We start from the raw sequence: 26,365 nt of genomic DNA, 5'->3' as shown, positions 1-26,365 counted from the left end.
CCAGCACCATGCTGGCCCTGACGCACTAAGGATGGCTGATAAAACGGGACAGCCGCTGGCGCAGCAGGCGATTTTCCTGACGTAACTGAGCGTTCTCTTCCAGCAACGTCAATGCAACGGCAATCCCTGGCCAGTCAAGTTCCAGCTCCTGACGCAGGCGCACCGCGCGACGCATTACGGTCAGCGCATGATCGTCAAACGTCTCGTCTTCGTAGGGTTCTATCACCCCTAAGCCGACAACCTCATGCAGTTCTTCTTCTGACACACCAGTGTACAGACAAAATTCGGTAATGGTAAAAGTGACGGTAACGTTAGCCATTATGCTTTCCCCCACTCTTTGCGCGGATCAAAGGTCTTTTGTGCATCTGCCAGTTGTTGCCACAGGGCGGCACTGGTGTCGTCAGGTTTCGGTGGCATGACGATCTTGATCACCGCATACAAATCGCCGGTATGTTTTTTACTTACCAGACCCTTACCTTTAATGCGTAGCCGCTGACCGGCCTGGCTGCCTGCAGGAATGGTCAGCAGGATGCTCTCTTTCAGCGTCGGAACGGTTACTTTCGCACCCAGCGCAGCTTCCCACGGCGCCAGAGGAACGACAACTTCCAGATCCTGATTAACGATATCGAACAGCGGATGCGGCGCAATATGAATCACCAGCCACAAATCACCGTTCGGCCCACCGTTTTCGCCGGGCGTGCCCTGACCTTTCAGACGGATACGCTGACCGTTACCGACGCCAGCCGGAATTTTCACGTTCAGTGTTTTAGGAATTTCTCGTTCTACCATGCCAAACGCATTGTAGACTGGCAGGTTGTAACTGATAGTGCGGCTATGCTCAGTAAGCGTTTCTTCGAGGAAGACGGCAACTTCTATTTCGATGTCGTGCCCGCGGCTGGCAGGGCGCTGGCGCGACTGGTGCGCACGCTGACCAAAAATGGAGGAGAAGATATCGTCGAAATCTTCGGCGCTGTAGCTTTGCCCCTCTCCTTGCTGGAATTGACGGCTGAACTGAGGGTCGTTGCGATGCTGCCACAGTTGGTCGTACTCGGCTCGTCGCTGTTCATCACTCAGGACTTCCCAGGCTTCAGCAACCTCTTTAAAACGGGCCTCAGCGTCAGTCTCTTTGCTGACATCAGGATGGTATTTACGGGCGAGTCGACGATAGGCGGTCTTGATTGTCTTGAGATCGTCTGTCGGTTTCACGCCCATAATGGCGTAATAATCCTTTAATTCCATAGCGTTCTCTCGTGTAAATCAACACTTGAAGAAGGTGTACCCCGACAACAGGTAACACCGCTAAGTTTAGGGTAATCCTGATAACGGCGAATGCCAACCGGGAAGAAAGGATATTGGACTAAATGATGTGATTGCGCACCACCAACAGCGCTTTTGACTGTTGTGTGGTGCGAAAAGTGAGATTAGCGAAACGTCAGGATTTGGTGATCAGATAGCGAACCGTATCCGCGTAGCTCTTCACAAAAGAGTTTAGGTCGTCAGATTTCAGTCCTTTTGGATTGATCATATATTTACCGTTGATAAAAATGGCGGGCACACCGGTTAAATCTACCGCTTTAGCCATTTCTTGTTGTTTAGCGGTCAGGGATTTCACGGCAAAACTGTTCCAGGCGGCATCATAATCACTGGCGCTGACGCCCGCGCTGATAAATACGTTACGAATATCATCCGCTGTTTTAACGGTTTGTTTTTTCTGAACGGCATCAAAAAGCAACGGTTTAACTTTATCTTGTACGTTTAACAGCATGGCGACGGACCAGGCGTGCGTCATGTCTTGCCCCAGCGGACCTAAAAAGTCGACGTGGTATTCGGTGAGTTTGACATCAGCAGGCAGTACTTTTTTCACGTTATCCGTGATTTCAAAAACTTCATCGTACTGATAACAGGAAGGACAGTAAAATGAGAAAAACTTCAGCGCAGCTGGGGCGGAAGCGACGGGTTTTTCCAGGGTGATATACTCTTTACCGTCGGTAAATGATGCTGCCTGAGCGCTAACTGTAAAAAGTAACCCAATCAGGGGTAATAAATATTTTTTCATTTCCATATACTCTAAATAACATTTGATAAACAAATTATCTGCTAATGAATACGTTATTCATTGCGTCTGGATATAATAAGGAAATCCCCTGAAAATGCGCTGACCCTTACTTTCATTTACGCATCAGTACGTAGCGGGCATTATTTGTGTGCTGACATTGAAATATTCTCTGGCATTCTTCGTAAATAGTGAATGATAACTTTCGTGATATTTTCAGGGGTGTTTTTAGCAATGTTATAGTGTAATAAACAAAGACGAAAATATGATTAATTATCATTTCGCTTTTAAAGCGTGAATGGCAAGGTATTGCGCTAAGTATTTGCAAATACCCCTGTAGATTGTCTTTTTCTTGTCGCGCGTGAATGAATAGGGTAAGTGTCAGAGATGAGCAACCCAAATGGATATCACTATGATCGACCACCTGGATCACCTGGTACTAACCACCAATCATGAAGAGGCTTGCGTTCGTTTTTATGTCGAGCTTTTAGGCATGAGGTTGGAAACTTTCGCACAAGGTCGGAAAGCCTTCGTCTTCGGCAATCAGAAAATCAATCTCCATATTCGGGGAAAAGAGTTTGAACCTAAAGCCTACGCGCCAACGCCGGGGGCGCTGGATTTGTGTTTTATCACCACGCGTACCCTGGAAGAGGTGACAGAGACGTTTCAAACCCACGGAGTCGAGATTATTGAAGGGCCCGTTGCACGAACCGGTGCGACAGGACCGATTCGCTCGGTTTATGTCAGGGATCCCGATCTCAATCTGATTGAAATCGCGGTATATCCAGCAGATGCCAGGACATAACTTTACAGCGCAAAGGTTGCCAAAAACCGGCGAGTGGTTAAGATAACTCGCATCAATGAGTGAGGGTATAATGGCGAAACGTCAACGGATGGGATGGTGGTTCCTCTGTCTGGCATGTGTTGTGGTGATGGTTTGCACCGCACAACGCATGGCGGGTCTGCACGCGTTGCAGATGGATACCGCCGTTACAAGCGTTGTCGCCAGCGCACAAGTGCAGGCCGATGAGGCCTCACCCGTTACCCCTTGTGAACTGAGCGCGAAGTCATTACTGGCTGCGCCACCCGTACTGTTTGAAGGTGCTATTCTGGTGCTGTGCCTGCTGCTGTCGTTGCTGGCGCCAGTGCGGGCGTTTCGTCTACCTTTTTTCCCACCGCGAGCCATCTCGCCGCCCACTCTCCGGGTGCATCTCCGATTTTGCGTCTTCCGTGAATGACAGAACAGCCGTTGCTGACTGTTAGATAATTATTCACGGAGAAAAACTATGATGACTGTTTTCAGGCAGACACTGCTCTGTCTGTTATTGCTATGGCTGCCCGTATCCTGGGCGGCTGAACCCGGCTGGCTGCGTTCACTCGATAACGATCACGCCAGCGTGCGGTTACGCGCTGATACGTCCGCTGGCGGTGAAACCCGTCTGTTGTTGGATGTCAAACTGGAGGACGGCTGGAAAACCTACTGGCGTTCTCCGGGCGAGGGGGGCGTTGCGCCTGCTATCGCCTGGAAAGAGGAAATGCCTGCGGTCGACTGGTTCTGGCCAACCCCAGCTCGTTTTGAGGTCGCCAATATCACTACCCAGGGGTATCACGATAAGGTGACGTTCCCGATGGTGGTGCGAGGTAGAGCGCCCGCCACGCTCAGCGGCGTTTTGACGCTATCCACCTGTAGCAACGTTTGCCTGTTGACGGATTTTCCTTTTTCCGTAACGCCCACAGCCCAGGACCCGACTTTTGCACATGACTATGCTCAGGCGATGGGACAGATCCCACTTGCCAGCGGCCTGACCGATGCTCTGAGCGCCGGCGCACGGGCGGGAGAGTTAGTCGTCGAGGCTCACCGTGCGGGAGGCTGGACTGCACCAGGGCTGTATCTGGATGCTGTTGATGATGCGGATTTTGGCATGCCGCAAATCCATGTTGAGGGGGAGACATTACGCGCCACGGTACCTGTACATGACGGTTGGGGAGAAGGCGCGCCGGCTCTGCGTGGTAAGTCAGTCACCCTGGTGCTGGCAGATAACGGTGTTGCCCAGGAAAGTCGTCTTGCGATTGGCGAAGCCCCGGTTGTTGAGAACGCCTCACTCCCACTGTGGCAAGTGGTGCTAATGGCGCTGCTGGGCGGTTTGATCCTCAATCTGATGCCCTGTGTGTTACCGGTTCTGGGCATGAAGCTGGGCTCGATTTTGCTGGTCGAGGAAAAAAGTCGTCGCCAGGTCCGTCGTCAGTTCCTCGCATCGGTAGCCGGAATACTTGTCTCATTTATGGCTCTGGCTCTATTGATGACGGTGCTGCGTTTAACCAATCAGGCGCTTGGCTGGGGGATCCAGTTTCAGAATCCATGGTTCATTGGCGTGATGGTATTGGTGATGCTGACGTTCAGCGCCAGCCTGTTCGGGTGGATTGAATTCCGACTCCCTTCTGCGATGACTACCACGCTGGCGACTCACGGCGGCAACGGTCTGTCGGGACATTTCTGGCAAGGTGCATTTGCGACGCTGCTTGCTACGCCGTGCAGTGCCCCGTTCCTTGGAACGGCGGTGGCGGTGGCATTGACCGCTTCGCTGCCGACATTGTGGGGATTGTTTATCGCACTTGGGCTGGGAATGAGCTTACCGTGGCTGCTGGTGGCTCTGCGTCCCGGTCTGGCGCTGCGTTTGCCGCGGCCAGGACGCTGGATGAATATTTTGCGGCGTCTGCTCGGCGTGATGATGCTGGGTTCCGCTATCTGGCTTGCGACGTTGCTGCTCCCGCATTTCGGGTTCGTAGGGCAAAGCACCGGCAAAGAGAGCGTGAACTGGCAACCGCTAAGCGAGCAAGCTATTGAGGATGCGCTGGCGCAACATAAGCGCGTGTTCATTGACGTCACAGCAGACTGGTGCATCACCTGTAAGGTAAACAAGTTCAACGTCTTGCATAAAGATGACGTACAGGCCGCATTGCAACAGCCGGATGTGGTGGCGCTGCGCGGCGACTGGACACTCCCTTCTGAAGCCATTACCGAATTTCTAAAAAAACGCGGCCAGGTTGCTGTGCCGTATAACCAAATTTATGGCCCTGGTCTGCCGGAAGGCCAGGTGTTACCCACGTTGTTAACCCGCGATGCGGTACTGCAAACGTTGAACGATGCCAAAGGAGTTACCCCATGAAGATGATGATTGTTCTGCTGTTAACCCTGTTTTCTGCCGTCAGTATCGCGAAAGAACCTGCGCCGTTTACCCCGGAACAGGAAAAGCAAATTGAAGCATTAATTCAGGAAGCCCTGTTTAACGATCCCAACAGCCCGCGGATTGGCGCAAAGCAGGCAAAACTGACCCTGATAAACTTCACCGATTACAACTGCCCATACTGCAAGCAGTTGGATCCAATGCTGGAAAAAATTGTGCAGAAATATCCTGACGTGGCGGTAGTGATCAAACCGTTGCCGTTTAAAGGTGAAAGCTCGGAACTGGCGGCGCGGACCGTGCTGACGACATGGCATCAGCATCCGCAGCAGTTTCTGGCGCTACATGAAAAACTGATGCAGAAGAAGGGCTACCATACCGATGTCAGTATCAAACAGGCGCAGGAAAAAGCGGGGGCCAGTCCGGTGACGCTGGACGCCCAAAGTGCTGAAACGCTGAGCACTAACCTGCAACTGGCGCGACTGGTGGGTGTACAGGGAACCCCCGCAACGATCATTGGTGATGAACTTATTCCCGGTGCGGTGCCGTGGGAAACCCTTGAGGAAGTGGTAAAAGAAAAACTGGCGGCGGCGAATGCTCAGTAAACTGCGCCGCTGGTTGCGCGAAGGGCTGATCTTATTGGCACTGTTGGCGGGGGCGATGCTGCTGATGGATGCCTGGCGCGCGCCGCAGCTCCCTGCCTCTTTTGACAGCACGCCTTTACAAACGCTGGATGGTGAAACCGTCACGCTGGCGGCGCTCAGCAAAGACGAGCCAGTGTTGCTTTATTTCTGGGCGAGCTGGTGCGGCGTATGCCGCTTCACAACGCCGGAAGTCGCCAGGCTGCGCTCGGAAGGGGAAAATGTGATGACCATTGCGTTACGCTCCGGAAATGAAGCTGAGGTATCTCGCTGGCTGTTGCGTAAAGGCGTGGAATTTCCGGTCATCAATGATGCGAATGGGGCTATTTCCCACAGTTGGGCGATTAGCGTCACGCCCACGTTGGTGGTGATGTCAGAAGGTCGGGTGGTATCAACCACCAGCGGCTGGACCAGCTACTGGGGCATGAAACTTCGGCTGTGGTGGGCGAAAATATTCTGATATTTGTGCCGGGGGAACCCGGCATTTTTTTACGATAAAAAGGTAAGAAAAACATGTTGTTCTGATATTTGATCCTAAAGCTACACACTAATAGTTATATATTTTTGATTTTTTTCTGTAGTTGCAAATTCACAAGGATAATGGCATATCTGATGATGTTTTAAATATCTTATTTCTCGCAGGGATTATAGAATAATGCGCAAGGGTAAAGTTATTGTTATATCAATGATGTTTTTTTGTATCCTTATTTTTATTGCTGCTATTGTCTGGTTTATGATGTATCAGGGGGAACTCACTGAACCTACCAGTGAAGAGAAATATGCCGCCATTCTGCATGCTTCAGGCCTGTTGAAATCAGATGAGCACGATAAAAAAACAATTAAAAATTTGTATCAACGTTATATTTTAGCGCGTAAGGTTAATCTGGATTCCGGTGAATGGGTAGCTGATGACGTCCAGACGCAGGGATGTAAAAAACTCGCTCCGGAACATGATCCCGCGAAGATCCATCAGCGCTGTACTATTGCAGATGTATATCTTGTAAAAGATAAAAGTAATAAAATTCAACAAATTATACTCCCTGTTTTCGGTGAGGGTGCGAAGTCAATGATGTATGCCTTTCTGGCTCTTGACCCAGACGGACGTACGGTTAAAAACCTGTATTACTATCAGCAGCGGGAAACTCCTTTTTTGGGAGCCAGAGTGGAAGATGAAAGTTGGCGCAAGCAATGGCCGGGTAAAAAAGTGGTTGATAATAACTGGATGCCAGCGCTAAGAATAACTCAGGAGAAACCAGAGAATATCGATGAATATACAGTGGATGGTATTTCTGGCGCGACCCTGACATCGAATGGGGTTGAGAGAAGCATCAACTACTGGACAGGCGAACAGGGTTACGGCCGTTTTTTGCAACGGATTACTCGTGGTCCTGATATAATAGTTCCCTGATCACTTTTGTCTTAAATAACGTTTATCTTCATACTCACTGTTGGCCTCATTTGCGTCAGTGAGTATGGGGCAACTCTATTCCATATCACCGATAAATTCTCCTGTATTGACGGCATCACTAATCAATCCCAAATGTCTCAGTTTCGTATTCATCACATTTTCATGAGATAAATTTACATAACTTGTTACCCGTTGACATTTTTATGATCCAGGTCATGTACAACGCAAGCTAAAATCTATAATGATAATAATTATCATTTGTATTTTACGGGATGCGTACCGTGCGTAAGTTCTGTGTTTTCCTGCTGACCACTTTGTGTAGCTTGCTTGTAAGCCTTCATGTATGGGCCGCAACAAACTATGCTCCATTCATTGAGGATATTGAGCAACGTCTTGATATAACAGCAGAACTTTACTCTCAGCAACAAACTGATGAAGCGCGGCGAACGGTGCAAATGGCCTACTTTGAGGTATTTGAAAACCTTGAAGGTCCTATTCGAATCAACATTTCCGCCAGCAAAAGTTATGAGATGGAAAGCGCTTTTGGTGAGATCCGTCGCATGATTGGCGCAAAAAAATCGCTCTCTGACGTGCAGTCTAAAATCGACTGGCTCAAAGCCTCGCTGCGCGAAGTTGAACCTGTGTTAGATGGCGGACATCGCCTGGTTGCCGAAGAGCAGCACAATGCGTTTTCCAGGACAGATATCGCCGTACACTGGCAAGAGAGTTTTCGTGTTATCGACGATTTGTTGGCCCAGGCAGTAAATAACTATCAGGCCGGGAATTTAAGCGTAGCCAGCCAAAACGTTCAACAAGCGCACTATCAGGGTTTTAAAAACTCAGAGATGGAAATGTCGGTCAGACAGAATCGATCGGCAAAAGACGCTGCTGCGATTAACCAGCAATTTTCTGCGTTGATTGCGCTCACCGCAGAGCCAGATCGCCTTAATGATGTCTCTTATCAGGTCACTACGTTGTTACAGGATATTGAGGATCTTCTGCCTGGTTTGCCTACTACCCGTGACGAACAGCAGGTCACGGCGGTGCAAAATACGGGGAATACGCCCAAGGCACAGGATGATATAGCCCGCGCAGACTGGGCTGCCGTCTCGTTGGGTATCCATCAAAGTATTCAGAAAGCGATTGCCCGTTACCAGGAGGGCGATGCGAAGAATGCCATTCTGGATGTGCAAGACAGTTATTTTGACCGCTTTGAAGCTAGCGGTATGGAAAACAAAATCGGTTCTCGCGATTCGGCGTTTAAAACCTCGCTGGAGGCTTACTTCACGCGTCTGGTTAGTCTGATGAAAGCGGGTCAGCCAGTGGAAAGACTCAACGCCGAAGCCAGCGCACTGGAGCAGGATTTACAAAAAGCGGTGGTGATGTTGGGAGAAGGAGTAGAAACCCAGTGGAGCCTGCTGCTCTACAGCCTGATGATCATTGTCCGCGAAGGACTGGAGGCCCTGCTTATTGTGGCGGCCATCGTGGCTTATATGGTGAAAAACAATCACCAGGATAAGCTTCCGTTAATTCGCCAGTCGGTGATTGTTGCATTATTCGCCAGCGTCATTACCGCTGTGATATTCCAACTCCTGTTCACGAATTCCGGCGCCAGCCGAGAACTGCTGGAAGGCGTAACGATGCTGATTGCCGTCGTCATGCTGTTCTTCATGAGCTACTGGTTACTGTCTAAAGTCGAGGCTCGCCACTGGAAAGCATGGCTGGAAGGGAAACTGTCCCACTCACTTTCCCGTGGTTCACTGGTTGGACTGTGGCTTACCAGTTTCCTGGCGGTTTACCGCGAAGGGGCGGAGACCGTGCTGTTTTACTACGCCCTGATCGGGGATGCAAATGATATTTCTGGGCATATGGCGATTGCGGCAGGTTTTGTTATCGGCTGTGTTGTTCTGCTGGTCGCCTGGCTCATTATGCGCTACTCGGTTGTACGCCTGCCTTTGAAGCCGTTCTTTATGTTTACCGGCAGTTTTATGTACCTGATGGCCTTTGTATTTGCGGGCAAAGGGGTTCTGGAACTGGTGGAAGGTAAGCTGTTCCAGCCAACGTTGATTAACGGCTTCCCCGAAATCAGTTGGTTGGGAATTTATCCCTACGTGGAAACGTTATTACCGCAGGCCATATTGCTACTTGCGGCGCTGGCGGCGCTGTGGGTGATGCGGAGGAAAAGCACTGTTCCTGGGGAAACGATAAAAACTAATCTATAGCTGTTATTTGAGACGAGAGGATATGTCTGATGACCATGAAGAAAACCCTGATTGCCAGTGCAGTGATGGCCGGTATTTTCACTGCTCCGGCAGCGTTTGCCTTTAAGGAGTATCCGGCAGGTGAGCCTGTCACCATGAATGAGATGGAACTGGCCGCTGTTTACCTGCAGCCAATCGATATGGAACCGCGTGGCATGGGATTACCGGCAGCAAAAGCCGATATTCACCTTGAGGCGGATATTCATGCCGTGGAAGGCAGTAAAAATGGTTTTGGCGCAGGCGAGTGGATCCCTTATCTGACTATCAGTTACACCTTGATTAACAGTGATACGGGTGAAAAACAAGAAGGTACGTTCATGCCGATGGTTGCCAGCGATGGCCCTCATTACGGTGCGAACATCAAAATGATGGGGGTGGGTAACTATAAAGTGACCTATCACATCGAACCGCCGTCAAAAGCAGGTATGCACCGTCATACAGACAGTGAGACCGGCGTTGGTCGTTGGTGGAAACCATTTGACGTGAGTTATGAATTTAAATACGTCGGCCTGAACTAAGCGCTTTTCCATCAGGCTGCTTGATTTGCCATTTTGGACCGGGCAGTGCTCACAATCTTACGTACGAAGTGTACCCACGATTTGTTTTGCGCTGCTCATGTCTTAACTGACCGCGAACTTATCCCCCTGATGGGCTGGCTCTAAATTATCGATGTACCTGGATAGTTACATCATTCAATCCGCCGTACAGAGTCGATGTTATGAGTTATTTTTTTGTCACGACGCTACAGGTTTTTTTCTGCATTGCGCTGCTCTCCGGGGTTCTCTGGAGTCGCATCGATCCCCCTTCTTTGCGCCCACTCGTCTGGACCTTACTCACAGGTTTAATCGTTGGCGTGCTGGTGGGACTTACCCTCCGTGGCTCGCAGCCAGTGCAATTGTTGCTGGTTGGCACAGAAGTGATGATTACGCTGCTGTTTGTGTTGAGCTTCTGGTGGGTATCAAAGCGCATTCGCTACCTGTGGCAGGGGATTTTGGTGTTTGGCGCAGCCCGACATTGGGCTTTGGATCCCAATCTCGGCGGATTAACCAGCACCCATGTGCTAAATACCGATCTGCTGTTGAATCTGACGGCAATGCTATTGGCATTTGCGATCCTCTGCCTGGTTGGGGTACTGAGCGCCATGCTGTTGCGTCGTATTCGTGGACTCTACTGGCCGTTGACGCTGATTCTGATGGCCATGATTTGGCTGCCATTAAGCGGTAATTTGTTGCTACTGCTAATGAAACTGCAGGTGCTACCGCTGGCGAAATCGCTATTGAGTTTCGTGGCCAAAGTGACAAACAACGCGGCGATGTATAACTGGTTGGGGGCCGCCCTATTACTTGCTCTGGCACTGTGCTGGGTACCGGCGTTGTTATGCGCGTTCCGCCAGACGCGTAAAGCCGATGAGCCGATTGCTTATCGACTGGCGCTGGCGCATCGTCGAAATGCGTTTCGTCTTTGGCTGGTCACGCTAGGTTGTGCGGTGGTGGTGATCGCCGGACAACTGTGGTGGGAAAAAGTCGCCTCTCAACCGCCGCAGTTGTCAGAAGCCATTCCGGTACAACTTGCCAGTGATGGCATGGTTCATCTGCCAATAGAACGACTCCGTGATGGCAAGCTGCACCGCTTTGTTTGGGTGGCTGATGATGGTAAAGCGGTACGTTTTTTCGTGATTAACCGTTATCCCGACAAGTTGCGTTTGGGGGTAGTTTTTGATGCCTGTCTACTGTGCGGCGATCAGGGTTACGTGATGGAAGGTAATCAGGTTATCTGCGTGGCATGCGGGGTACACATTTTCATTCCTTCGATTGGTAAACCTGGTGGTTGCAATCCTGTGCCAATTGAAAACTGGCGTAATGATGAGAAAGAGCTGGTGATCCCAGGTAAAGAGCTGGCTGCTGGCGTGAATTACTTCTCGACGGTCATGACCATCAAGGTGACCGACCCGGTTGATGGTTCCACATTGACCAATACTTCTGCTGACTACAAATACAGCTATGGTGGCAAAACCTGGTTTTTCTCGTCCGAGGCCAATTACGATCGCTTCCGTAAAACCCCGGAACAGTTCGTCCCTGCTGAATTGAGGGAGGAGTAACAATGCTGTGGAGAATGTTACGACAATCCTGGGGGCGTAATCTCCGACGCAAGGGGCTGGCTATTATGACCGTCTTTCTTGCGTCCAGCCTTATCTCCGCCCTGCTGGCGGTGTCGATTGATATTGGCGATAAAATGTCCAGAGAATTGAAGTCCTATGGTGCCAATATTTTGATTGAACCTGCCGGACAGGCGGCGCTTCCTGCACTTTTCAGTGAAAACAGTAATCCACTATCAGGACAGGATTTCCTTGATGAAGCGGAACTCCCCAACATTAAGGATATCTTCTGGCGCAACAACATTGTCGGCTTTGCCCCTATGCTTGGCGGTGATGTCGACGTTAACGGCAAAGAAGTACGTATTCTCGGCACCTTCTTCAGCCAACCGGTAGATATTCCAGATGAAGAAGGGTTTGAGACGGGGCAAAAAACGGTAAGCCCGTTCTGGCAAGTGACAGGCCACTGGCCGCAAGAGCCTGCTGGTGATGCTCCTCAAACACTGGTAGGGCATGCGTTGGCACGACAAACGGGCTGGAAGCCAGGCGATAAACTGGTGATCCGTACCAGCAATACAACGTTGAATGTGGCCGTCAGCGGCATTCTCTCCAGCGGCGGGGACGAGGATAACCAACTGGTTATGCCGTTGAGCACGGCGCAAACGTTGCTGGATTTACCCGGCAAAGTACAGGCCATTCGTGTCTCAGCGCTGACGGTGCCGGAAAATGAATTGTCGCGTCGGGCGCGTGAAAATCTCGATGCACTGAATGCTGAAGAGTACGACCTTTGGTACTGCACTGCCTATGTCTCGTCCATTGCTCATCAACTGGAGGAGGCTATTTCCGGTGCAGAAGTTCGCCCTGTGTGGCAGGTTGCTGCATCTGAGGGGGTTGTAATCGATAAAATTCAGTTGCTGATGGCCGTAGTGACCGTCGCAGCACTGGCAGCTTCGGCTATGGGAATTGCGTCACTTATGACCAGCACCATTATGGAACGCGCTAAAGAGATCGGCCTGATGAAGGCGCTTGGCGCGCATCAGTGGCAAATCATGCTGTTGTTCTATCTTGAAGCCGCGTCCAGTGGACTGGCCGGAGGGGCATTGGGATGTGTTGCTGGATGGGGAATGGCGAAAGCGATTGGCCTGATGCTATTTGATGCGCCATTGAATTTTGCCTGGATTGTGGTGCCATGTGTATTGGTTATTGCGGTCCTGATTGCCCTGATTGGCACCTGGTTCCCGGCCCGCCGTATTGCCCGCCTGTATCCTGTGGAGGTGCTGTATGGCCGCTAAACGTACGATGCTCTGGTTGCTGGTATGGCGGGCACTGCGTCTGCGTTTTCAGCGAGTTAGCGTAGTATTTGCCGCATTGATGGTCGGGGCGACCATTGTGACCGCGCTATCTGCGGTGTGGTTCGACATCAATACCAAAATGAGTGAAGAATTGCGGACCTTTGGCGCAAATTTCTACATCGGGCCAGGCCATGGCTCCGGCATGCCGCAGCAAGCGTTGCAGACTATTTTAGATCAGGCACCGCAAGGCCTGGTTCACGGAGCCAGTCCTTGGCTTTACGGTATGGCGCGTACCGAGCTGGAGAAGGTGGTGATTGTCGGCGTGTGGTTTGAATCCTTGCAAAAGCTGGTGCCGTACTGGCAGGTTCAGGGGAATTGGATTGGTGTCAGCTTTGACGATCGCAATGCGATGATTGGCATCAAATTGGCTGAGCGTCTTAACGTCCAACCGGGCGATAACATCATCCTGATGGATCACAATCAGCGCAAAAACTTACAGATAAAAGGCATTGTTGAAGCCGGTGATGCGACAGATAACATGCTAATTGTGAGTCTTGAAGTGGCGCAGGCGTGGTTGCATCAGCCCGATAAAATCAGCCATGGGCTGCTGAGTGTCAGTAACGATGTCGGTCAGGTGGAAAACTATGCCAGCCGATTGCAGGCTCAATACCCGGATCTGGAGATCCGTCCAATACGGAAAGTCTCCGCATCAGAAGGACAGGTACTGGATAAAATAAAAGGGTTAATGGGGCTGGTATCGGTTGTGATCCTTGCGCTGTCATCTTTGTGTGTGAATACCACGTTGATGGCCATTGTGGGTGAGCGGGCAAGGGAATTTGCGCTGCAAAAAGCGTTGGGGGCCAGCAACGGTGATATTGTCCGGCAAATTCTCCTTGAAACCTGCATTATCGCGCTGGCTGCAGTGGTTTGTGGGTGGATCTTAGGGTATATGTTGGCCCAACTACTGGGACTGACTGTATTCAATGCCGCAATATCGCTACGCTGGCCAGTGCTGCCCATCACCCTGACATTATCTTTACTGGTCGCCATTCTGGCGGCGATTGTTCCGGTCCGTCGCGCGGTTAGCATCGAACCCGCAAAAGTGTTGAAAGGAGAGTAACGCCATGTCCGTTGTGCAGACCCCATCAATGGCGATTGAAACCCGCCATTTATATAAACGGTTCGGCGATGTTACCGCCTTAGATGACATCAACCTGCAAATAGTGCAGGGGGAGTTTGTCGCGATTATGGGCGCTTCTGGTTCGGGTAAAACGACACTGATGAATATTCTGACCTGCCTGGACACCGCGACAGAAGGTCAGGTGTTTTTAGATGGGATTGATGCTGCCGCACTGGATGAAGAGGGGCGTCGCCGTTTTCGCGCTGAGAAAATAGGGTTGGTATTCCAGCAGTTTCATCTGATCCCGTTTTTAACCGCGCTGGAGAATATCATGCTGGCGCAACACTACCATAGCGTGGTAGATGAAGCGGCGGCCAGGAAGGTTCTGGAACAAGTCGGTCTTGGGCATCGAGTAACGCACCTGCCGAGTCAACTTTCTGGGGGAGAGCAGCAACGGGTGTGCATTGCCCGGGCGCTGGTCAATGAGCCGCCGGTGATTTTTGCCGATGAACCTACGGGTAACCTCGATGAAGAGAATGAACAGCGGGTGTTGGATCTACTCACTGACCTGCATCGGCAGGGGCGCACGATTGTGATGGTGACGCATAATCCGGCGCTGGGGTTATTTGCCGATCGTATTATCCGTTTGCAGCATGGCAAATATCACGGTGAGGAGGCTAATCAACATGCGCTGGATTAACGTATTAACTTTCGCCATTTTGGTTCTGATTAGTGGATGTAAAGAAGAGAAGTTGGTGGTTGGGCAGCAAGCCCCGGCGCTGGCAACATTCGACCTGCAGGGGGGGAAGGCTGGGCTTGAGCGCTGGCGTGGAAAGGCTATTTATCTAAACTTTTGGTCGGCGGGATGCGGTGGCTGTCTTGCCGAAATGGACGCGCTGGAGGCGCTAAGTAAAAAGTGGGGCGATAACGTTGTGGTCGTGGCTGTGAATACCGATCCGGCAACGGTTAACATAGATGACTTACTGGCGAAACATCAGGTTTCTTACCCGGTACTCCGCGATCAGCTTAAGATTTCCCAGGAACGCTATCAGGTCATCGGCACGCCAACCTCTGTGTTAATTGACAGGGATGGTCGTGTACTGGAATTACACCAGGGGATGCGGAAACCGCCTGAGTTAGATGCAACGTTTGCGCGACTGGCCGCCCGATGAACGCGATACAAAGAGAAACACTATATGGCATTCAGGTGGAATAAAGAGAGTCTGGCCGTCCTGCGTGAAAACGCAGGCGTTCTCACGACGGAGCAGATTGCGGGGATGCTTCACACTAATATTACGGTTGTGCGCAATATGGCGTATCGACTGAAACTCAGCCTGCGGGTATCCGCCTACAATCAAAAACGTATTGAACAGGTACAAACACTCTATACGTCTTCTGAACCACTAAATCTGAAAGAGATTGCTGCAAAAACTGGACTGACATTCAGTACGGTGCAATACATTGTGTATGTGAAATTAAAAAGTAAACCATATACCAAACGGGAATACGTTTCCTTTGAAACTGATGATGCGGTTCATTATCGGATACAACGAGAGTTCATTGATACTGAGCGTTCCCTTTTACACAACATCCCAGATAACACGCGCTTTCATCAATTGTATTTGACAGATGGAACCTTATATTGTGCACGCAATATCCGCAGCGAAGTGATTATCTGCGAATAATTGAATGGCATATTTCGTCAACCGACGAAGCAAGTATTCATAGTTGCGTTTAATCTGGCTTATCTTTTTTTGTGGGAAAATAAAGAATGGCCAATGTATACGCATTTGAATCCTCCCTGGTGATGATGATTGTCGCCACATTTGTCCTCGCCGGGATGGTGAAAGGCGTTACGGGTATGGGGTTACCTACCGTGGCGATGGGGATCCTCGGATCGCTTATTTCACCGGTTGCGGCGGCGGCTATGCTGCTATTGCCTTCGCTGATAAGCAATTTGTTCCAGTTTGGCGGTGGTGGAAATACACGCCAATTACTCAAACGACTGTGGCCAATGCTGCTGACAGTGGTAGTGGCGACTCTGCTTGCCAGCGCCTGGATTACCGGGGGCGACACCACCCGAACTCAGTTTGCGCTCGGCGTGGCGCTGGTGGCCTACGCTATCTGGACGCTGGCGGGAAAGAAAATCACGGTGGCCCCGCAGCGTGAAAAACCGTACTCCCTCGTTATTGGATTTGTGACCGGCTTATTGACCGGCGGAACCGGGGTGTTTGTGATACCCGCCGTACCCTGGATCCAGTCCCTGGGCTTTGAGAAAGATGAACTGGTACAGGCGCTCGGGATCTCTTTTACCTTTTCGACCCTGGCATTGGCGCTGGGTCTGTGGTGGCACAACGCGCTGCCCGTACAATCTTTAAGCTTGTCGGCTTTGGCCATTGTTCCTGCACTTATTGGCCAGTGGATAGGAACCCGTGTGCGAAGGGTTATTTCTCCGCTCGTGTTTAAACGCTGTTTTCTGTTTTGTCTGGTCGGGTTGGGTACAGAGATGATGCTGCGTGCTATGTGACCGGTTCGGTGACTTTGCGCGACTTTCATGGCATCGTTAATTCAGAGATTCAGGGGCAATGAGGTCGTTATGGCATCCGTGATGTTACATGAAGAAGAGGGCGATCTGGAGTCGAGAATGGCGCTTACTGCGGCGGCAATGGCCGATAAGTCGCGCTCGCGTATGCTGTGCGCCCTGATGGATGGCCGTGCCTGGACCGCGACCGAGCTCAGCGCTGTGGCGGATGTGTCCGCGTCGACCGCCAGCGCGCATCTCGCGCGTCTGTGCGAACAACGCTTTGTTGTGGCGTTGGCGCAGGGCAGGCATCGTTATTTTCGCCTTGCGAGTCCCGATATCGCCGAACTGCTGGAGCGCCTGATGGGCGTGGCGTGGTGCACATCCGTACCACGAAAAATTACTACGCCGCTAAGCTTGCGGCATGCCCGCACCTGCTACGACCATCTCGCCGGAGAGGTGGCGGTAAGGCTGTTCGATACGCTGGTTTCCCGCCAGTGGTTAACGCCGGATGGCGAAACGCTGACGTCACTTGGACGGGAAAAGCTGGCGCTGATGGGGATTGTCCTCACTGCTGGCTCATCCCGGCGGAAGTTAACCTGCGGTTGTCTGGACTGGAGCGAGCGACGTTATCATCCTGGTGGTGTGCTTGGCGCAACGTTGCTGCGCTGGTTCAGTGAACAGCGATGGATAAAAACAGTACAGGGCAGCCGCCACGTCATCTTCACACCTCTTGGCATTCGTAAACTCGAAACCGAGTTTGGTGTTAAAACGACACGCTAGATGGTCTGTTTTGCGAAAGCGTTCCCGGAAATATGTCATATTTCTGTCACACTCTGTTGTGATTGATAACAACAAGAGGTCGTAGGGATGAATAAATCGTTAATCGCCGCAGCCGTGGCAGGGGCTGTATTATGGTCAACCGCCGCGCAGGCGCAGACCGCGCCGGAAGGGTATCAGCTTCAACAAGTATTGATGATGAGTCGGCATAACTTACGTGCACCTTTAGCCAATAATGGCAGCGTTCTTGAACAGTCCACCCCCAAGCAATGGCCAGAGTGGGATGTCCCCGGCGGACAACTCACCACCAAAGGCGGTGTGCTGGAAATCTATATGGGTCACTACATGCGAGAGTGGCTGGCAGAGCAGGGGATGGTGAAATCGGGCGAATGTCCGGCACCGGATACGGTTTATACCTATGCTAACAGCCTGCAGCGCACTGTTGCTACGGCGCAGTTCTTTGTCACCGGCGCTTTCCCTGGTTGCGATGTTCCGGTCCATCATCAGGAAAAAATGGGCACCATGGATCCCACCTTTAATCCGGTGATCACCGATGATTCCGCCACCTTCAGCCAGCAGGCCGTTCAGGCCATGGAGAAAGAGCGTAGTAAAATGCAACTCAACGATAGCTATCAGTTGCTTGAGCAAATGACCGACTACAAAGACTCTCCATCCTGTAAAGAAAAACAGCAGTGTTCCCTGACCGATGCCAAAGATACGTTCAGCGCGAAATACCAGCAGGAGCCAGGCGTATCGGGGCCGCTGAAGGTGGGGAATTCGCTGGTCGATGCCTTCACGCTGCAGTATTACGAAGGCTTCCCTATGGACAAGGTTGCCTGGGGCGAGATTAAATCGGATCAGCAGTGGAAGGTTCTGTCGAAGCTGAAAAATGGCTATCAGGACAGCCTGTTCACCTCCCCGGAAGTGGCGCAGAACGTCGCCAAACCTCTGGTGAAATATATTGATAATGCGCTGGTTACGGAACGCGCGAAAGCACCGAAAATAACCGTGCTGGTGGGACATGACTCAAACATCGCTTCGCTGCTCACCGCGCTGGATTTCAAACCATACCAGCTTCACGATCAGAACGAGCGTACGCCGATTGGCGGGAAGATTGTCTTCCAGCGCTGGCATGACAGCAACGCAAATCGTGATCTGATGAAAATCGAGTATGTGTATCAGAGCTCGCAGCAGTTGCGTAATGCAGATGTTCTGACGCTGAAATCCCCGGCGCAGCGCGTAACGCTTGAGCTGAAAGGATGTCCGATAGATGCGGATGGTTTTTGCCCGATAGATAAGTTCGACAGCGTGCTGAATGAGGCGGCTAAATAAAAGAAAAACTCCCCCGTGTTCGCGGGGGAGTCTGAGCGCTAGACGTTTTTACGTTCGATAGTCTGTTCACCCCAAAAGAGCGAATCTTTGTCTGTTTTTTCAAAGGCTTTGATGAGTACCTCATCGCTACCTTCTTCCCAAATTTTTTCCGCCAGTTTCTCGTCATAATGTGCGACTTCAAAAATGGCTTCGGCTATTTCCGGCGATGTATTGCGCAGACTTGCCCATTCGCCGACGCGATGGGCTTTCGCTTCTTGAGTTGGCATTCGAATCCTCCTGTTGAAGATTAGCCGTTGAGTTTTACTGCCAGACCTGCGACATATTCACCCTGATAGCGGGCGATAGATAATTCTTCCTGACTTGGCTGGCGGGAGCCGTCGCCTCCGGCAATGGTGGTTGCACCGTAAGGGGTACCGCCGCGAACTTGAGAGACATCAAACAGCTCTTGCGCCGCGTAACCGATAGGCACAATCACCATCCCATGGTGGGCAAGCGTAGTCCAGGTTGAGGTAATGGTTTGTTCCTGACCGCCGCCGGTTCCCGTTGAGCTGAATACGCTGGCGAGTTTGCCGTACAGACCACCAGAGGCCCACAGTCCGCCAGTCTGGTCGAGGAAGGTACGCATCTGACCGGACATATTGCCAAAGCGCGTGGGGGTACCAAAAATGATGGCGTCGTAATCAGCTAGTTCTTGCGGGGTTGCGACTGGTGCGTTTTGTGTTTTGCCGCCAGCCTTAAGGAAAATCTCAGGCTGCATGGTCTCTGGTACGCGCTTAATAATCACTTCCGCGCCATCTACCTTATTTGCGCCTTCTGCGACTGCATGGGCCATAGTTTCAATGTGTCCGTACATGGAATAATAAAGCACCAGAACTTTTGCCATTTTACACTACTCCTCGAGTTAACCGTGTTCGTAGCGACTCGCTACCTACCTTTAAAGATATGACGTACTGTCAGGAGTGCAAATTTCACAATCACTTCTTTGATTTATAACAATTTTTACAACAACCTGCTTTGTAGCAAAATGATACATATTTAACTGGGGTGAATTCGGTAGTCATAAGAAAGACTTATTGATTTCTTAGGGTGATTATTTCTTTGGTACTCCTGATCCTGTTGCAGGATATTACAGTTAGCGTCTGCCCAGTCCACGCTTCACTATGCTTAATCCCACGCAGTTATTTTCAGGGCCTCGCCCGTAACGCTGCGTGAGGTATCACTCCTCAGTACCTATGCAATATGATGTCTAATCAATGACGGAGGTCAGTAATGGCAAACCATCGGGGCGGTTCCGGCAACTTTGCGGAAGACCGCGAAAGAGCATCAGAAGCAGGTCGAAAAGGTGGCCAGCACAGCGGGGGCAACTTTAAGAATGACCCGCAACGCGCTTCAGAGGCAGGCAAAAAAGGGGGCAAAAATAGCCACGGCAACAACAAATCGTAATTGTCGGGCTATCTGTCAGATATATCGTGACGGCTGAGCGTCAGAGACAGACGTTACGTAGCCACCGCCGCCGGATCCTTCCGGCGGTTTTTTTTGTCTGCAAGGTTGAACTGTAACAAAACGCAACGCAGACTAATGACATTCAGTTAATCGGGTGTCTCATGTCATTACTCTCTCGTTATTCCTTTTCTGTTAAACCTCAGGAAGCGATCCTCATTGTGATCACCATGTTCTGGGGTGGCACGTTTCTGGCGGTGCAATATGCCGTTACCCTGAGCGGGCCTTTTTTCTTTGTCGGTGTGCGTTTTGCCACTGCCGCGCTGGCGGTCGCGATTTTGTCGTTACACACACTGCATAAGCTGACATGGCTGGAAGTCAAAGCAGGGGTGGCAATCGGTATCGCCATTGCGCTGGGCTATAGCCTGCAAACCTGGGGGCTACAGTTTATTCCCAGCAGTAAATCGGCGTTTATTACCGCGATGTACGTTCCGTTGGTACCGCTTTTACAATGGCTGTGTCTGGGGCGCGTACCTGGACTGATGCCGTGCGTCGGTATTGTACTGGCCTTTATCGGATTGATTTTTCTTGCCGGACCGGGAGGCAATTTACTGGCTTTAGGCGAAGGTGAGTGGATCACGCTCGCCGGTGCGGTGGCGATTGCGGCAGAAATTATCCTGATTAGCGCGTGGGCGGGAAAAGTGGATGTACGGCGGGTAACGGTAGTGCAACTGGCAACTGCTTCAATAGTGGCGTTTATTGCGATGGGACCAGCCGGAGAGACCGTACCGCCAATGTCTACCGGATTGCTGGTGGTGGCGCTGGGGCTGGGGATTTTCAGCGCGATTATTCAGGTCACCATGAACTGGGCGCAGCGTAGCGTTTCGCCGACGCGCGCGACGGTTATTTATACCGGTGAGCCAGTGTGGGCGGGAATCTTTGGCCGTCTGGCGGGTGAACGCTTACCGCTACTTGCATTGCTTGGTGCGGCATTCATTATTGTTGGCGTGCTGGTCAGCGAGCTGAAGTTCAAAAAGAAAAAAGCGCAGCCGCAAGAGGCGCCTCCGGAATCGCTTTAATTTAACCATTCACCGCGTGATTTGGTATGCTGACGCCCTCACAAGAAGGAGAGGGCGCATGGTCCAACGCGCAGAGAAAAAAACAGGTAAGCGTTCGCAGGCCGTCAGTGCAAAACGCCAGGCCATATTAACCGCGGCATTAAATATCTTCTCCCAATATGGGATCCACGGCACGCGCCTGGAGCAGGTGGCAGAGCAGGCGGGCGTGTCAAAAACCAATTTACTTTATTACTACCCGTCAAAAGAGGTGCTTTATATCGCCGTTTTACGGCAGATCCTCGACATCTGGCTGGCTCCATTGAAAGCTTTTCGCGAAGACTTTGCGCCGCTGGTGGCCATTAAAGAATACATTCGCCTTAAGCTGGAAGTGTCGCGCGATTACCCTCAGGCATCACGGCTGTTTTGTATGGAGATGCTGGCCGGAGCGCCTTTATTGATGGCAGAATTGGAGGGGGATCTCAAAACGCTAATTGATGAGAAATCCGCGCTGATTGCCGGTTGGATCAAAAGCGGAAAACTGGCTCCGGTCGATCCGCATCATCTGATTTTTATGATTTGGGCTTCAACTCAGCACTACGCCGACTTTGCCCCACAGGTAGAGGCGGTGACAGGCGCAACGCTGCGTGATGAAGCCTTTTTTAACCAAACGGTCGAGAGCGTACAGCGGATGATTATTGAAGGGATCCGCGTGCGTTAACTGGCCGGTGGTAGTGGGCAGCTTAAATCGCCTTCTTCACACTGCAAGAGCGAGGCGAGAAACGCCTCGCGCTCGTTGGTCTTATCCGTCAGGCACTGGCTGGAAATCATCGCCTGAACGCTGCCGCCTTCGGTGCCGGAACTGATTAACGCACAGTCTGCATCGCGCAAAGTTATCCAGGATATTTGCGCTTTTTTCAGTAAATCGCGCTGGGTTGGAGCGGCGCGCTTCAGCGCATTCTGATAAGTTTCATTAAGTTTGGCGTCGGCCGCCTTATACTGCTCTGCCGCACAGGTGTTCATCTCAATCTGTGTGTTCGCGTTGGCGCAGTCATCCGCCAGCGCCTGGCCGCTCAGCAGCAGCGCTGCACATGTCAGTACGATTCGTTTCATGCTTCCCTCTGGCTTCATAAAAAAAGGCCCCGTTACCGGAGCCTTAATTAACCACAACCTTAGCCGATTGTCATCAGGCTGGCATTCCCCCCGGCTGCGGCGGTATTGACGCTCAGGGAGCGTTCAATGTACAGCCTCTCCAGCAGAATATTGCTCTCGCCACGGGCAAAGCCCTGGACCGACACAATCGCCCCTTCGCGGGCCGCCACTGCTTCACACAGTGCGCGAAGCTGATCGGAATCGCCGTGGAAAATAACGGCATCAAACGGCTGCGTGGCGATGTTGTCCGCTTTGGCAAACTGAATGCGCCCGGAGACCGTGGCTGGCAGGCGTTTTGCCAGGTTGCGATGGAACGTATCATCTGGCCACAGGATTAAGCTACCAACGGAAGTTACAGCGGCAACCTGTACCAGTGCGTCCTGTTCATCATCGGCGATACATAGAACGCGTTCGCGCGGCAACAGCGTCCAGGTATTGCGCTCGCCGGTGGGTCCTGGCAGCAGGCGTTGCGTTCCGGCCTGCGCCAGTTCGCCAAACTGCTGGCAGAGCGCACGCAGTGCTGGACGGTCGGTTGCCCATTCGCTGAGCGCTTCCAGCGGTTGAACCAGTGCGGCTTTAAGCTGCGCATCGACCGGGTAGTCTGCATCCTGGCGGGCAAGGGTAATGCCTAACGCATTTTCCGGACGGTTTGCCAGCAGGCGGTACAGATACAGCGGCCCACCCGCTTTTGGCCCGGTTCCTGACAAGCCTTCGCCACCGAATGGCTGCACTCCGACGACGGCGCCGACCATATTGCGGTTAACATACAGGTTCCCCACATGTGCTGAGCCCGTGACCTGGGCGATGGTTTCATCGATACGGGTGTGTACGCCCAGCGTCAGACCGTAGCCGGAGGCATTAATTTGCTCAATCAGGCTGCCCAGATTATTACGGGTGTAACGCACGACGTGCAGTACCGGACCAAACACCTCTTTTTGTAATTCATCGAAGCTTTCCAGCTCAATAAGCGTCGGGGCGATAAAGGTACCGGTTTGCCATTCCCGCGCATCGTCGCTATTTTCGCGCACGGCCTGGAACACCGGACGCCCTTTGGCGCGCATGGCCTGAATATGGCGCTCAATATTGGCTTTGGCTTCTTCATCGATAACCGGTCCAATATCGGTGGTCAGGCGGCCCGGGTTACCCATGCGGCATTCCGCCATCGCGCCGCGCAGCATTTTCAGCGTATGGTCGGCTACATCGTCCTGCAGACACAAGACGCGAAGCGCGGAGCAGCGCTGCCCGGCGCTGTCAAAGGCAGAAGCCAGAACGTCGACCACCACCTGTTCCGTCAGCGCGGAGGAGTCGACGATCATGGCGTTCATCCCACCGGTTTCGGCGATAAGCGGGATTGGACGTCCCTGAGCATCCAGGCGGGTCGCGATATTGCGTTGCAACAGCGTGGCAACTTCCGTTGAGCCAGTAAACATGACGCCGCGTACGCGCTCATCGGAAGTGAGCTGCGCCCCGACCGTTTCGCCCTGACCAGGCAACAGTTGCACCACGCCTGGCGGTACACCTGCTTCGAGTAAAATGGCAATACCCTGGGCGGCAATCAGCGGGGTTTGTTCCGCGGGTTTTGCCAGTACGCTGTTGCCCGCCGCCAGCGCGGCGGCAATCTGCCCGGAGAAAATAGCCAGCGGGAAGTTCCAGGGGCTGATACAGACTACAGGCCCTAACGGACGATGGGTTTCATTATCGAAGTCATCGCGGACCTGACCGGCATAATAGTGCAGGAAGTCTACCGCTTCGCGCACTTCCGCAATGGCGTTGCTGAAGGTTTTACCTGCTTCGCGCACCAGAATGCCAATCAATTGCTGCATCTGGCCTTCCATTAGAACGGCGGCGCGATGCAAAATAGCGGCGCGCTCTTGTGGCGGTGTGGCGAACCAGATCGGCGCGTTATTTACTGCGTTCTGCAATGCCTGTTCCACTTCGCTGTGAGTCGCTTCACGCACGTAACCGACAATATCTTTCGGTTCGGCCGGGTTGACGACTGGCGTCATTTCACCGTCAGCAACCGGATGTTCGAGTATTGGCTTAGCGTGCCATTTTTGCAGCGCGCTGTTGAGCAGGGCGGAGGACAGCGAGGCCAGACGATGTTCGTTAGCTAAATCCAGTCCGCCTGAGTTTTCGCGGCCTTTACCGTACAGGTCACGCGGCAGGGCAATCTTCGGATGTGGCAGACCAGCCTGGCCTTCCTGCTGCGCCAGTTTTTCAACGGCTTCGACCGGGCAGGCTACCAGTTCATCCAGCGGCAGGGTAGTGTCTGCAATGCGGTTGACGAATGAAGTGTTGGCGCCGTTTTCCAGCAGACGACGCACCAGATACGCAAGCAGCGTTTCATGCGTGCCTACCGGTGCATAAATGCGGCATGGACGGTTCAGTTTGCCATCGGCAACTTTACCGGTGACCTGCTCATATAGCGGTTCGCCCATACCGTGCAGGCACTGGAACTCGTACTGACCCGGATAGTAGTTTTGACCGGCTAACTGATAAATCGCCGCCAACGTATGGGCGTTGTGGGTGGCGAACTGCGGGTAGATCAGATTCGGTACCGCAAGCAGTTTTTTCGCACAGGCCAGATAGGAAACGTCGGTGTACACCTTACGGGTATAGACCGGATAACCTTCCAGACCGTCCATTTGCGCACGTTTGATTTCGCTATCCCAGTAGGCGCCCTTAACCAGGCGGATCATCAGGCGACGGCGGCTGCGCGTGGCGAGGTCAATCAGGTAGTCGATAACATACGGGCAGCGCTTCTGGTAGGCTTGAATAACAAAGCCGATACCGTTCCAGCCCGCCAGTTCAGGTTCAAAGCACAGTTTTTCCAGCAGATCGAGGGAGATCTCCAGTCGGTCTGCCTCTTCAGCATCAATATTGATACCGATGTCGTACTGGCGGGCCAGCAGAGTAAGCGACTTCAGACGCGGATAGAGTTCATCCATCACGCGGTCATACTGCGCGCGGCTATAACGCGGATGCAACGCCGACAGCTTGATAGAAATGCCCGGCCCTTCATAGATGCCGCGACCATTTGAGGCTTTACCAATGGCGTGGATTGCCTGTTGGTACGAAACCATATAAGCCTGGGCATCAGCGGCGGTTAGAGCCGCTTCTCCCAGCATGTCATAAGAGTAGCGGAAACCTTTTTCTTCCAGTTTACGCGCGTTAGCCAGCGCTTCGGCGATAGTCTCTCCGGTGACGAACTGCTCGCCCATCAAGCGCATTGCCATGTCGACGCCTTTACGCACCAGTGGTTCACCGCTCTTGCCGATAATACGGTTGAGTGAGCGTGAAAGGCTGGCTTCATTATGCGTAGAAACCAGACGACCGGTAAACAACAGTCCCCAGGTCGCCGCGTTGACGAAAAGTGACGGACTGCGTCCAATGTGCGACTGCCAGTTGCCGTTGCTGATTTTGTCGCGGATTAACGCATCGCGGGTTGCCTTATCAGGAATACGCAGCAAGGCTTCCGCCAGACACATCAGCGCGACGCCTTCCTGTGAAGAAAGGGAGAATTCCTGCAATAAACCTTGTACCATCCCGGCGCGGCCGCTGGCGGTCTTCTGGTTACGCAGTTTGTCGGCCAGATCGTACGCCAGCTTGTGCGCTTGCTCAGCGATGGGTTGCGGCAGACGAGCCTGCTCCATCAGCATCGGCACTGCGTCGGTTTCGGCGCGGCGGTACGCGGCGGTGATTGCTGCGCGGGAAACTGACTGCGGCAGGATCTGTTCGGCAAATTCCAGGAAAGGCTGATGCGCTTCATTCTGCGGCGTGGTTGACTCCTCACCCTCATTCGCGGCACCCGCCAGCAGGGCCGGTAGTTCAGGAAGCGCGTCGTCATTTTCCAGTCTTTCGAGATAATTAAAGATGGCTTGTTTGATCAGCCAATGTGGCGTGCGATCGATTCGTGATGCTGCTGTTTTAATACGCTCGCGAGTGGCGTCATCCAGCTTAACCCCCATCGTGGTGGTTCCCATGCCGTTTACTCCTGTTGTACTGAAATACGGGTCTGATAGTTACCGAGAAATAT

At 52.3% G+C, this 26,365-nt stretch carries 27 protein-coding genes; 20 read left to right on the top strand and 7 right to left on the bottom strand.

Translation table 11 applies throughout. From position 1 onward, the window contains the following. Positions 1–25: 25 nt before the first annotated feature. The 3 genes from cbpM to dsbA form a co-directional block, all read right to left on the bottom strand. On the bottom strand, positions 26–319 hold the full coding sequence (gene cbpM, locus OGV74_RS17385) for a chaperone modulator CbpM (RefSeq protein ID WP_003035954.1): 294 nt from the start codon (positions 317–319) through the stop codon (positions 26–28). Further along, positions 319–1,239, bottom strand: coding sequence for a curved DNA-binding protein (cbpA, locus tag OGV74_RS17380; protein WP_003035957.1), 921 nt, complete (start codon positions 1,237–1,239; stop codon positions 319–321). Before cbpA ends, cbpM begins: the two co-directional genes overlap by 1 nt. A gap of 193 nt (positions 1,240–1,432) precedes the next feature. Next, positions 1,433–2,056 (bottom strand): thiol:disulfide interchange protein DsbA, encoded by a 624-nt coding sequence (gene dsbA / locus OGV74_RS17375; protein WP_003035960.1) that lies wholly within the window; start codon positions 2,054–2,056, stop codon positions 1,433–1,435. A 397-nt stretch (positions 2,057–2,453) separates the two neighbouring features. Here dsbA and OGV74_RS17370 point away from each other — a divergent pair, with 397 nt between their 5' ends. The 17 genes from OGV74_RS17370 to agp all read left to right on the top strand — a co-directional run bounded on the left by OGV74_RS17370 (position 2,454) and on the right by agp (position 18,682). Then, positions 2,454–2,858, top strand: coding sequence for a VOC family protein (locus tag OGV74_RS17370; RefSeq protein ID WP_003035964.1), 405 nt, complete (start codon positions 2,454–2,456; stop codon positions 2,856–2,858). Between the two features lie 70 nt (positions 2,859–2,928). After that, the gene (locus OGV74_RS17365) at positions 2,929–3,291 is read left to right on the top strand and encodes a hypothetical protein (RefSeq protein ID WP_003836824.1); all 363 of its coding nucleotides are present in this window, start codon (positions 2,929–2,931) and stop codon (positions 3,289–3,291) included. Between the two features lie 48 nt (positions 3,292–3,339). Beyond that, entirely contained in the window at positions 3,340–5,220 is a 1,881-nt protein-coding gene (locus tag OGV74_RS17360; RefSeq protein WP_286521275.1) for a protein-disulfide reductase DsbD family protein, read from the top strand. Then, a complete protein-coding gene (locus tag OGV74_RS17355) occupies positions 5,217–5,840 on the top strand; it encodes a DsbA family protein (protein ID WP_003035975.1) in 624 nt (207 codons plus the stop codon). Before OGV74_RS17360 ends, OGV74_RS17355 begins: the two co-directional genes overlap by 4 nt. After that, positions 5,830–6,336, top strand: a complete 507-nt coding sequence (locus OGV74_RS17350) for a protein disulfide oxidoreductase (protein WP_003035978.1) — start codon at positions 5,830–5,832, stop codon at positions 6,334–6,336. Before OGV74_RS17355 ends, OGV74_RS17350 begins: the two co-directional genes overlap by 11 nt. A gap of 195 nt (positions 6,337–6,531) precedes the next feature. Further along, positions 6,532–7,284, top strand: coding sequence for an NADH:ubiquinone reductase (Na(+)-transporting) subunit C (nqrC, locus tag OGV74_RS17345; RefSeq protein WP_003035981.1), 753 nt, complete (start codon positions 6,532–6,534; stop codon positions 7,282–7,284). A gap of 272 nt (positions 7,285–7,556) precedes the next feature. Then, a complete protein-coding gene (locus OGV74_RS17340; RefSeq protein WP_286521272.1) occupies positions 7,557–9,506 on the top strand; it encodes an FTR1 family iron permease in 1,950 nt (649 codons plus the stop codon). 29 nt (positions 9,507–9,535) lie between these two features. Next, a complete protein-coding gene (locus tag OGV74_RS17335; RefSeq protein ID WP_003035987.1) occupies positions 9,536–10,063 on the top strand; it encodes an iron transporter in 528 nt (175 codons plus the stop codon). Between the two features lie 200 nt (positions 10,064–10,263). Further along, positions 10,264–11,643 (top strand): Fe-S-containing protein, encoded by a 1,380-nt coding sequence (locus OGV74_RS17330; RefSeq protein ID WP_086503930.1) that lies wholly within the window; start codon positions 10,264–10,266, stop codon positions 11,641–11,643. A gap of 2 nt (positions 11,644–11,645) precedes the next feature. Next, entirely contained in the window at positions 11,646–12,929 is a 1,284-nt protein-coding gene (locus OGV74_RS17325; protein WP_003836819.1) for an ABC transporter permease, read from the top strand. Next, entirely contained in the window at positions 12,919–14,049 is a 1,131-nt protein-coding gene (locus OGV74_RS17320; RefSeq protein ID WP_199880166.1) for an ABC transporter permease, read from the top strand. Before OGV74_RS17325 ends, OGV74_RS17320 begins: the two co-directional genes overlap by 11 nt. Before the next feature lie 4 nt (positions 14,050–14,053). Then, on the top strand, positions 14,054–14,749 hold the full coding sequence (locus tag OGV74_RS17315) for an ABC transporter ATP-binding protein (RefSeq protein WP_003836817.1): 696 nt from the start codon (positions 14,054–14,056) through the stop codon (positions 14,747–14,749). After that, positions 14,736–15,221 carry a TlpA family protein disulfide reductase gene (locus OGV74_RS17310; RefSeq protein WP_003036003.1) on the top strand — a complete coding sequence of 162 codons (486 nt, stop codon included), beginning with the start codon at positions 14,736–14,738 and terminating at the stop codon, positions 15,219–15,221. The genes OGV74_RS17315 and OGV74_RS17310 overlap by 14 nt, the downstream gene beginning before the upstream one ends. Before the next feature lie 24 nt (positions 15,222–15,245). Further along, positions 15,246–15,734 carry a hypothetical protein gene (locus OGV74_RS17305; RefSeq protein ID WP_003036005.1) on the top strand — a complete coding sequence of 163 codons (489 nt, stop codon included), beginning with the start codon at positions 15,246–15,248 and terminating at the stop codon, positions 15,732–15,734. Positions 15,735–15,820: 86 nt separating this feature from the next. Continuing rightward, the gene (locus OGV74_RS17300; protein ID WP_086503932.1) at positions 15,821–16,576 is read left to right on the top strand and encodes a sulfite exporter TauE/SafE family protein; all 756 of its coding nucleotides are present in this window, start codon (positions 15,821–15,823) and stop codon (positions 16,574–16,576) included. A gap of 69 nt (positions 16,577–16,645) precedes the next feature. Continuing rightward, on the top strand, positions 16,646–17,353 hold the full coding sequence (locus tag OGV74_RS17295; RefSeq protein ID WP_048219141.1) for an ArsR/SmtB family transcription factor: 708 nt from the start codon (positions 16,646–16,648) through the stop codon (positions 17,351–17,353). A gap of 87 nt (positions 17,354–17,440) precedes the next feature. Then, a complete protein-coding gene (gene agp, locus OGV74_RS17290) occupies positions 17,441–18,682 on the top strand; it encodes a bifunctional glucose-1-phosphatase/inositol phosphatase (protein WP_086503933.1) in 1,242 nt (413 codons plus the stop codon). 38 nt (positions 18,683–18,720) lie between these two features. Here agp and OGV74_RS17285 read toward each other — a convergent pair whose 3' ends face one another. Both OGV74_RS17285 and wrbA read right to left on the bottom strand, forming a co-directional pair. Then, positions 18,721–18,948, bottom strand: a complete 228-nt coding sequence (locus OGV74_RS17285) for a YccJ family protein (RefSeq protein ID WP_003036015.1) — start codon at positions 18,946–18,948, stop codon at positions 18,721–18,723. Between the two features lie 20 nt (positions 18,949–18,968). Continuing rightward, positions 18,969–19,565: an NAD(P)H:quinone oxidoreductase gene (gene wrbA / locus OGV74_RS17280; protein ID WP_003832057.1), complete on the bottom strand. Its 597-nt coding sequence runs from the start codon at positions 19,563–19,565 to the stop codon at positions 18,969–18,971. Positions 19,566–19,951: 386 nt separating this feature from the next. On the opposite strand from wrbA, the gene OGV74_RS17275 reads away from it, so the two are divergent. The 3 genes from OGV74_RS17275 (at position 19,952) to rutR (ending at position 21,898) form a co-directional block, all read left to right on the top strand. Beyond that, positions 19,952–20,125, top strand: coding sequence for a con-10 family general stress protein (locus OGV74_RS17275; RefSeq protein ID WP_003036022.1), 174 nt, complete (start codon positions 19,952–19,954; stop codon positions 20,123–20,125). A gap of 161 nt (positions 20,126–20,286) precedes the next feature. Continuing rightward, positions 20,287–21,201: a DMT family transporter gene (locus OGV74_RS17270; RefSeq protein WP_086503934.1), complete on the top strand. Its 915-nt coding sequence runs from the start codon at positions 20,287–20,289 to the stop codon at positions 21,199–21,201. A gap of 58 nt (positions 21,202–21,259) precedes the next feature. Next, positions 21,260–21,898: an HTH-type transcriptional regulator RutR gene (gene rutR, locus OGV74_RS17265; RefSeq protein WP_003036026.1), complete on the top strand. Its 639-nt coding sequence runs from the start codon at positions 21,260–21,262 to the stop codon at positions 21,896–21,898. Here the strand turns inward: rutR and OGV74_RS17260 are convergent. Then, entirely contained in the window at positions 21,895–22,290 is a 396-nt protein-coding gene (locus OGV74_RS17260) for a lysozyme inhibitor LprI family protein (RefSeq protein WP_032936250.1), read from the bottom strand. The genes rutR and OGV74_RS17260 overlap by 4 nt on opposite strands. A 59-nt stretch (positions 22,291–22,349) precedes the next feature. Continuing rightward, entirely contained in the window at positions 22,350–26,312 is a 3,963-nt protein-coding gene (gene putA / locus OGV74_RS17255) for a trifunctional transcriptional regulator/proline dehydrogenase/L-glutamate gamma-semialdehyde dehydrogenase (RefSeq protein ID WP_086503935.1), read from the bottom strand. Positions 26,313–26,365 lie beyond the last annotated feature (53 nt).

It is taken from the genome of Citrobacter sp. Cf116 (assembly GCF_030336505.1).
In the GTDB taxonomy this organism is placed as follows: domain Bacteria; phylum Pseudomonadota; class Gammaproteobacteria; order Enterobacterales; family Enterobacteriaceae; genus Citrobacter; species Citrobacter freundii.
Note: the sequence above shows the minus strand (reverse complement) of the source record. Positions and strands in the feature narration are given on the sequence as shown.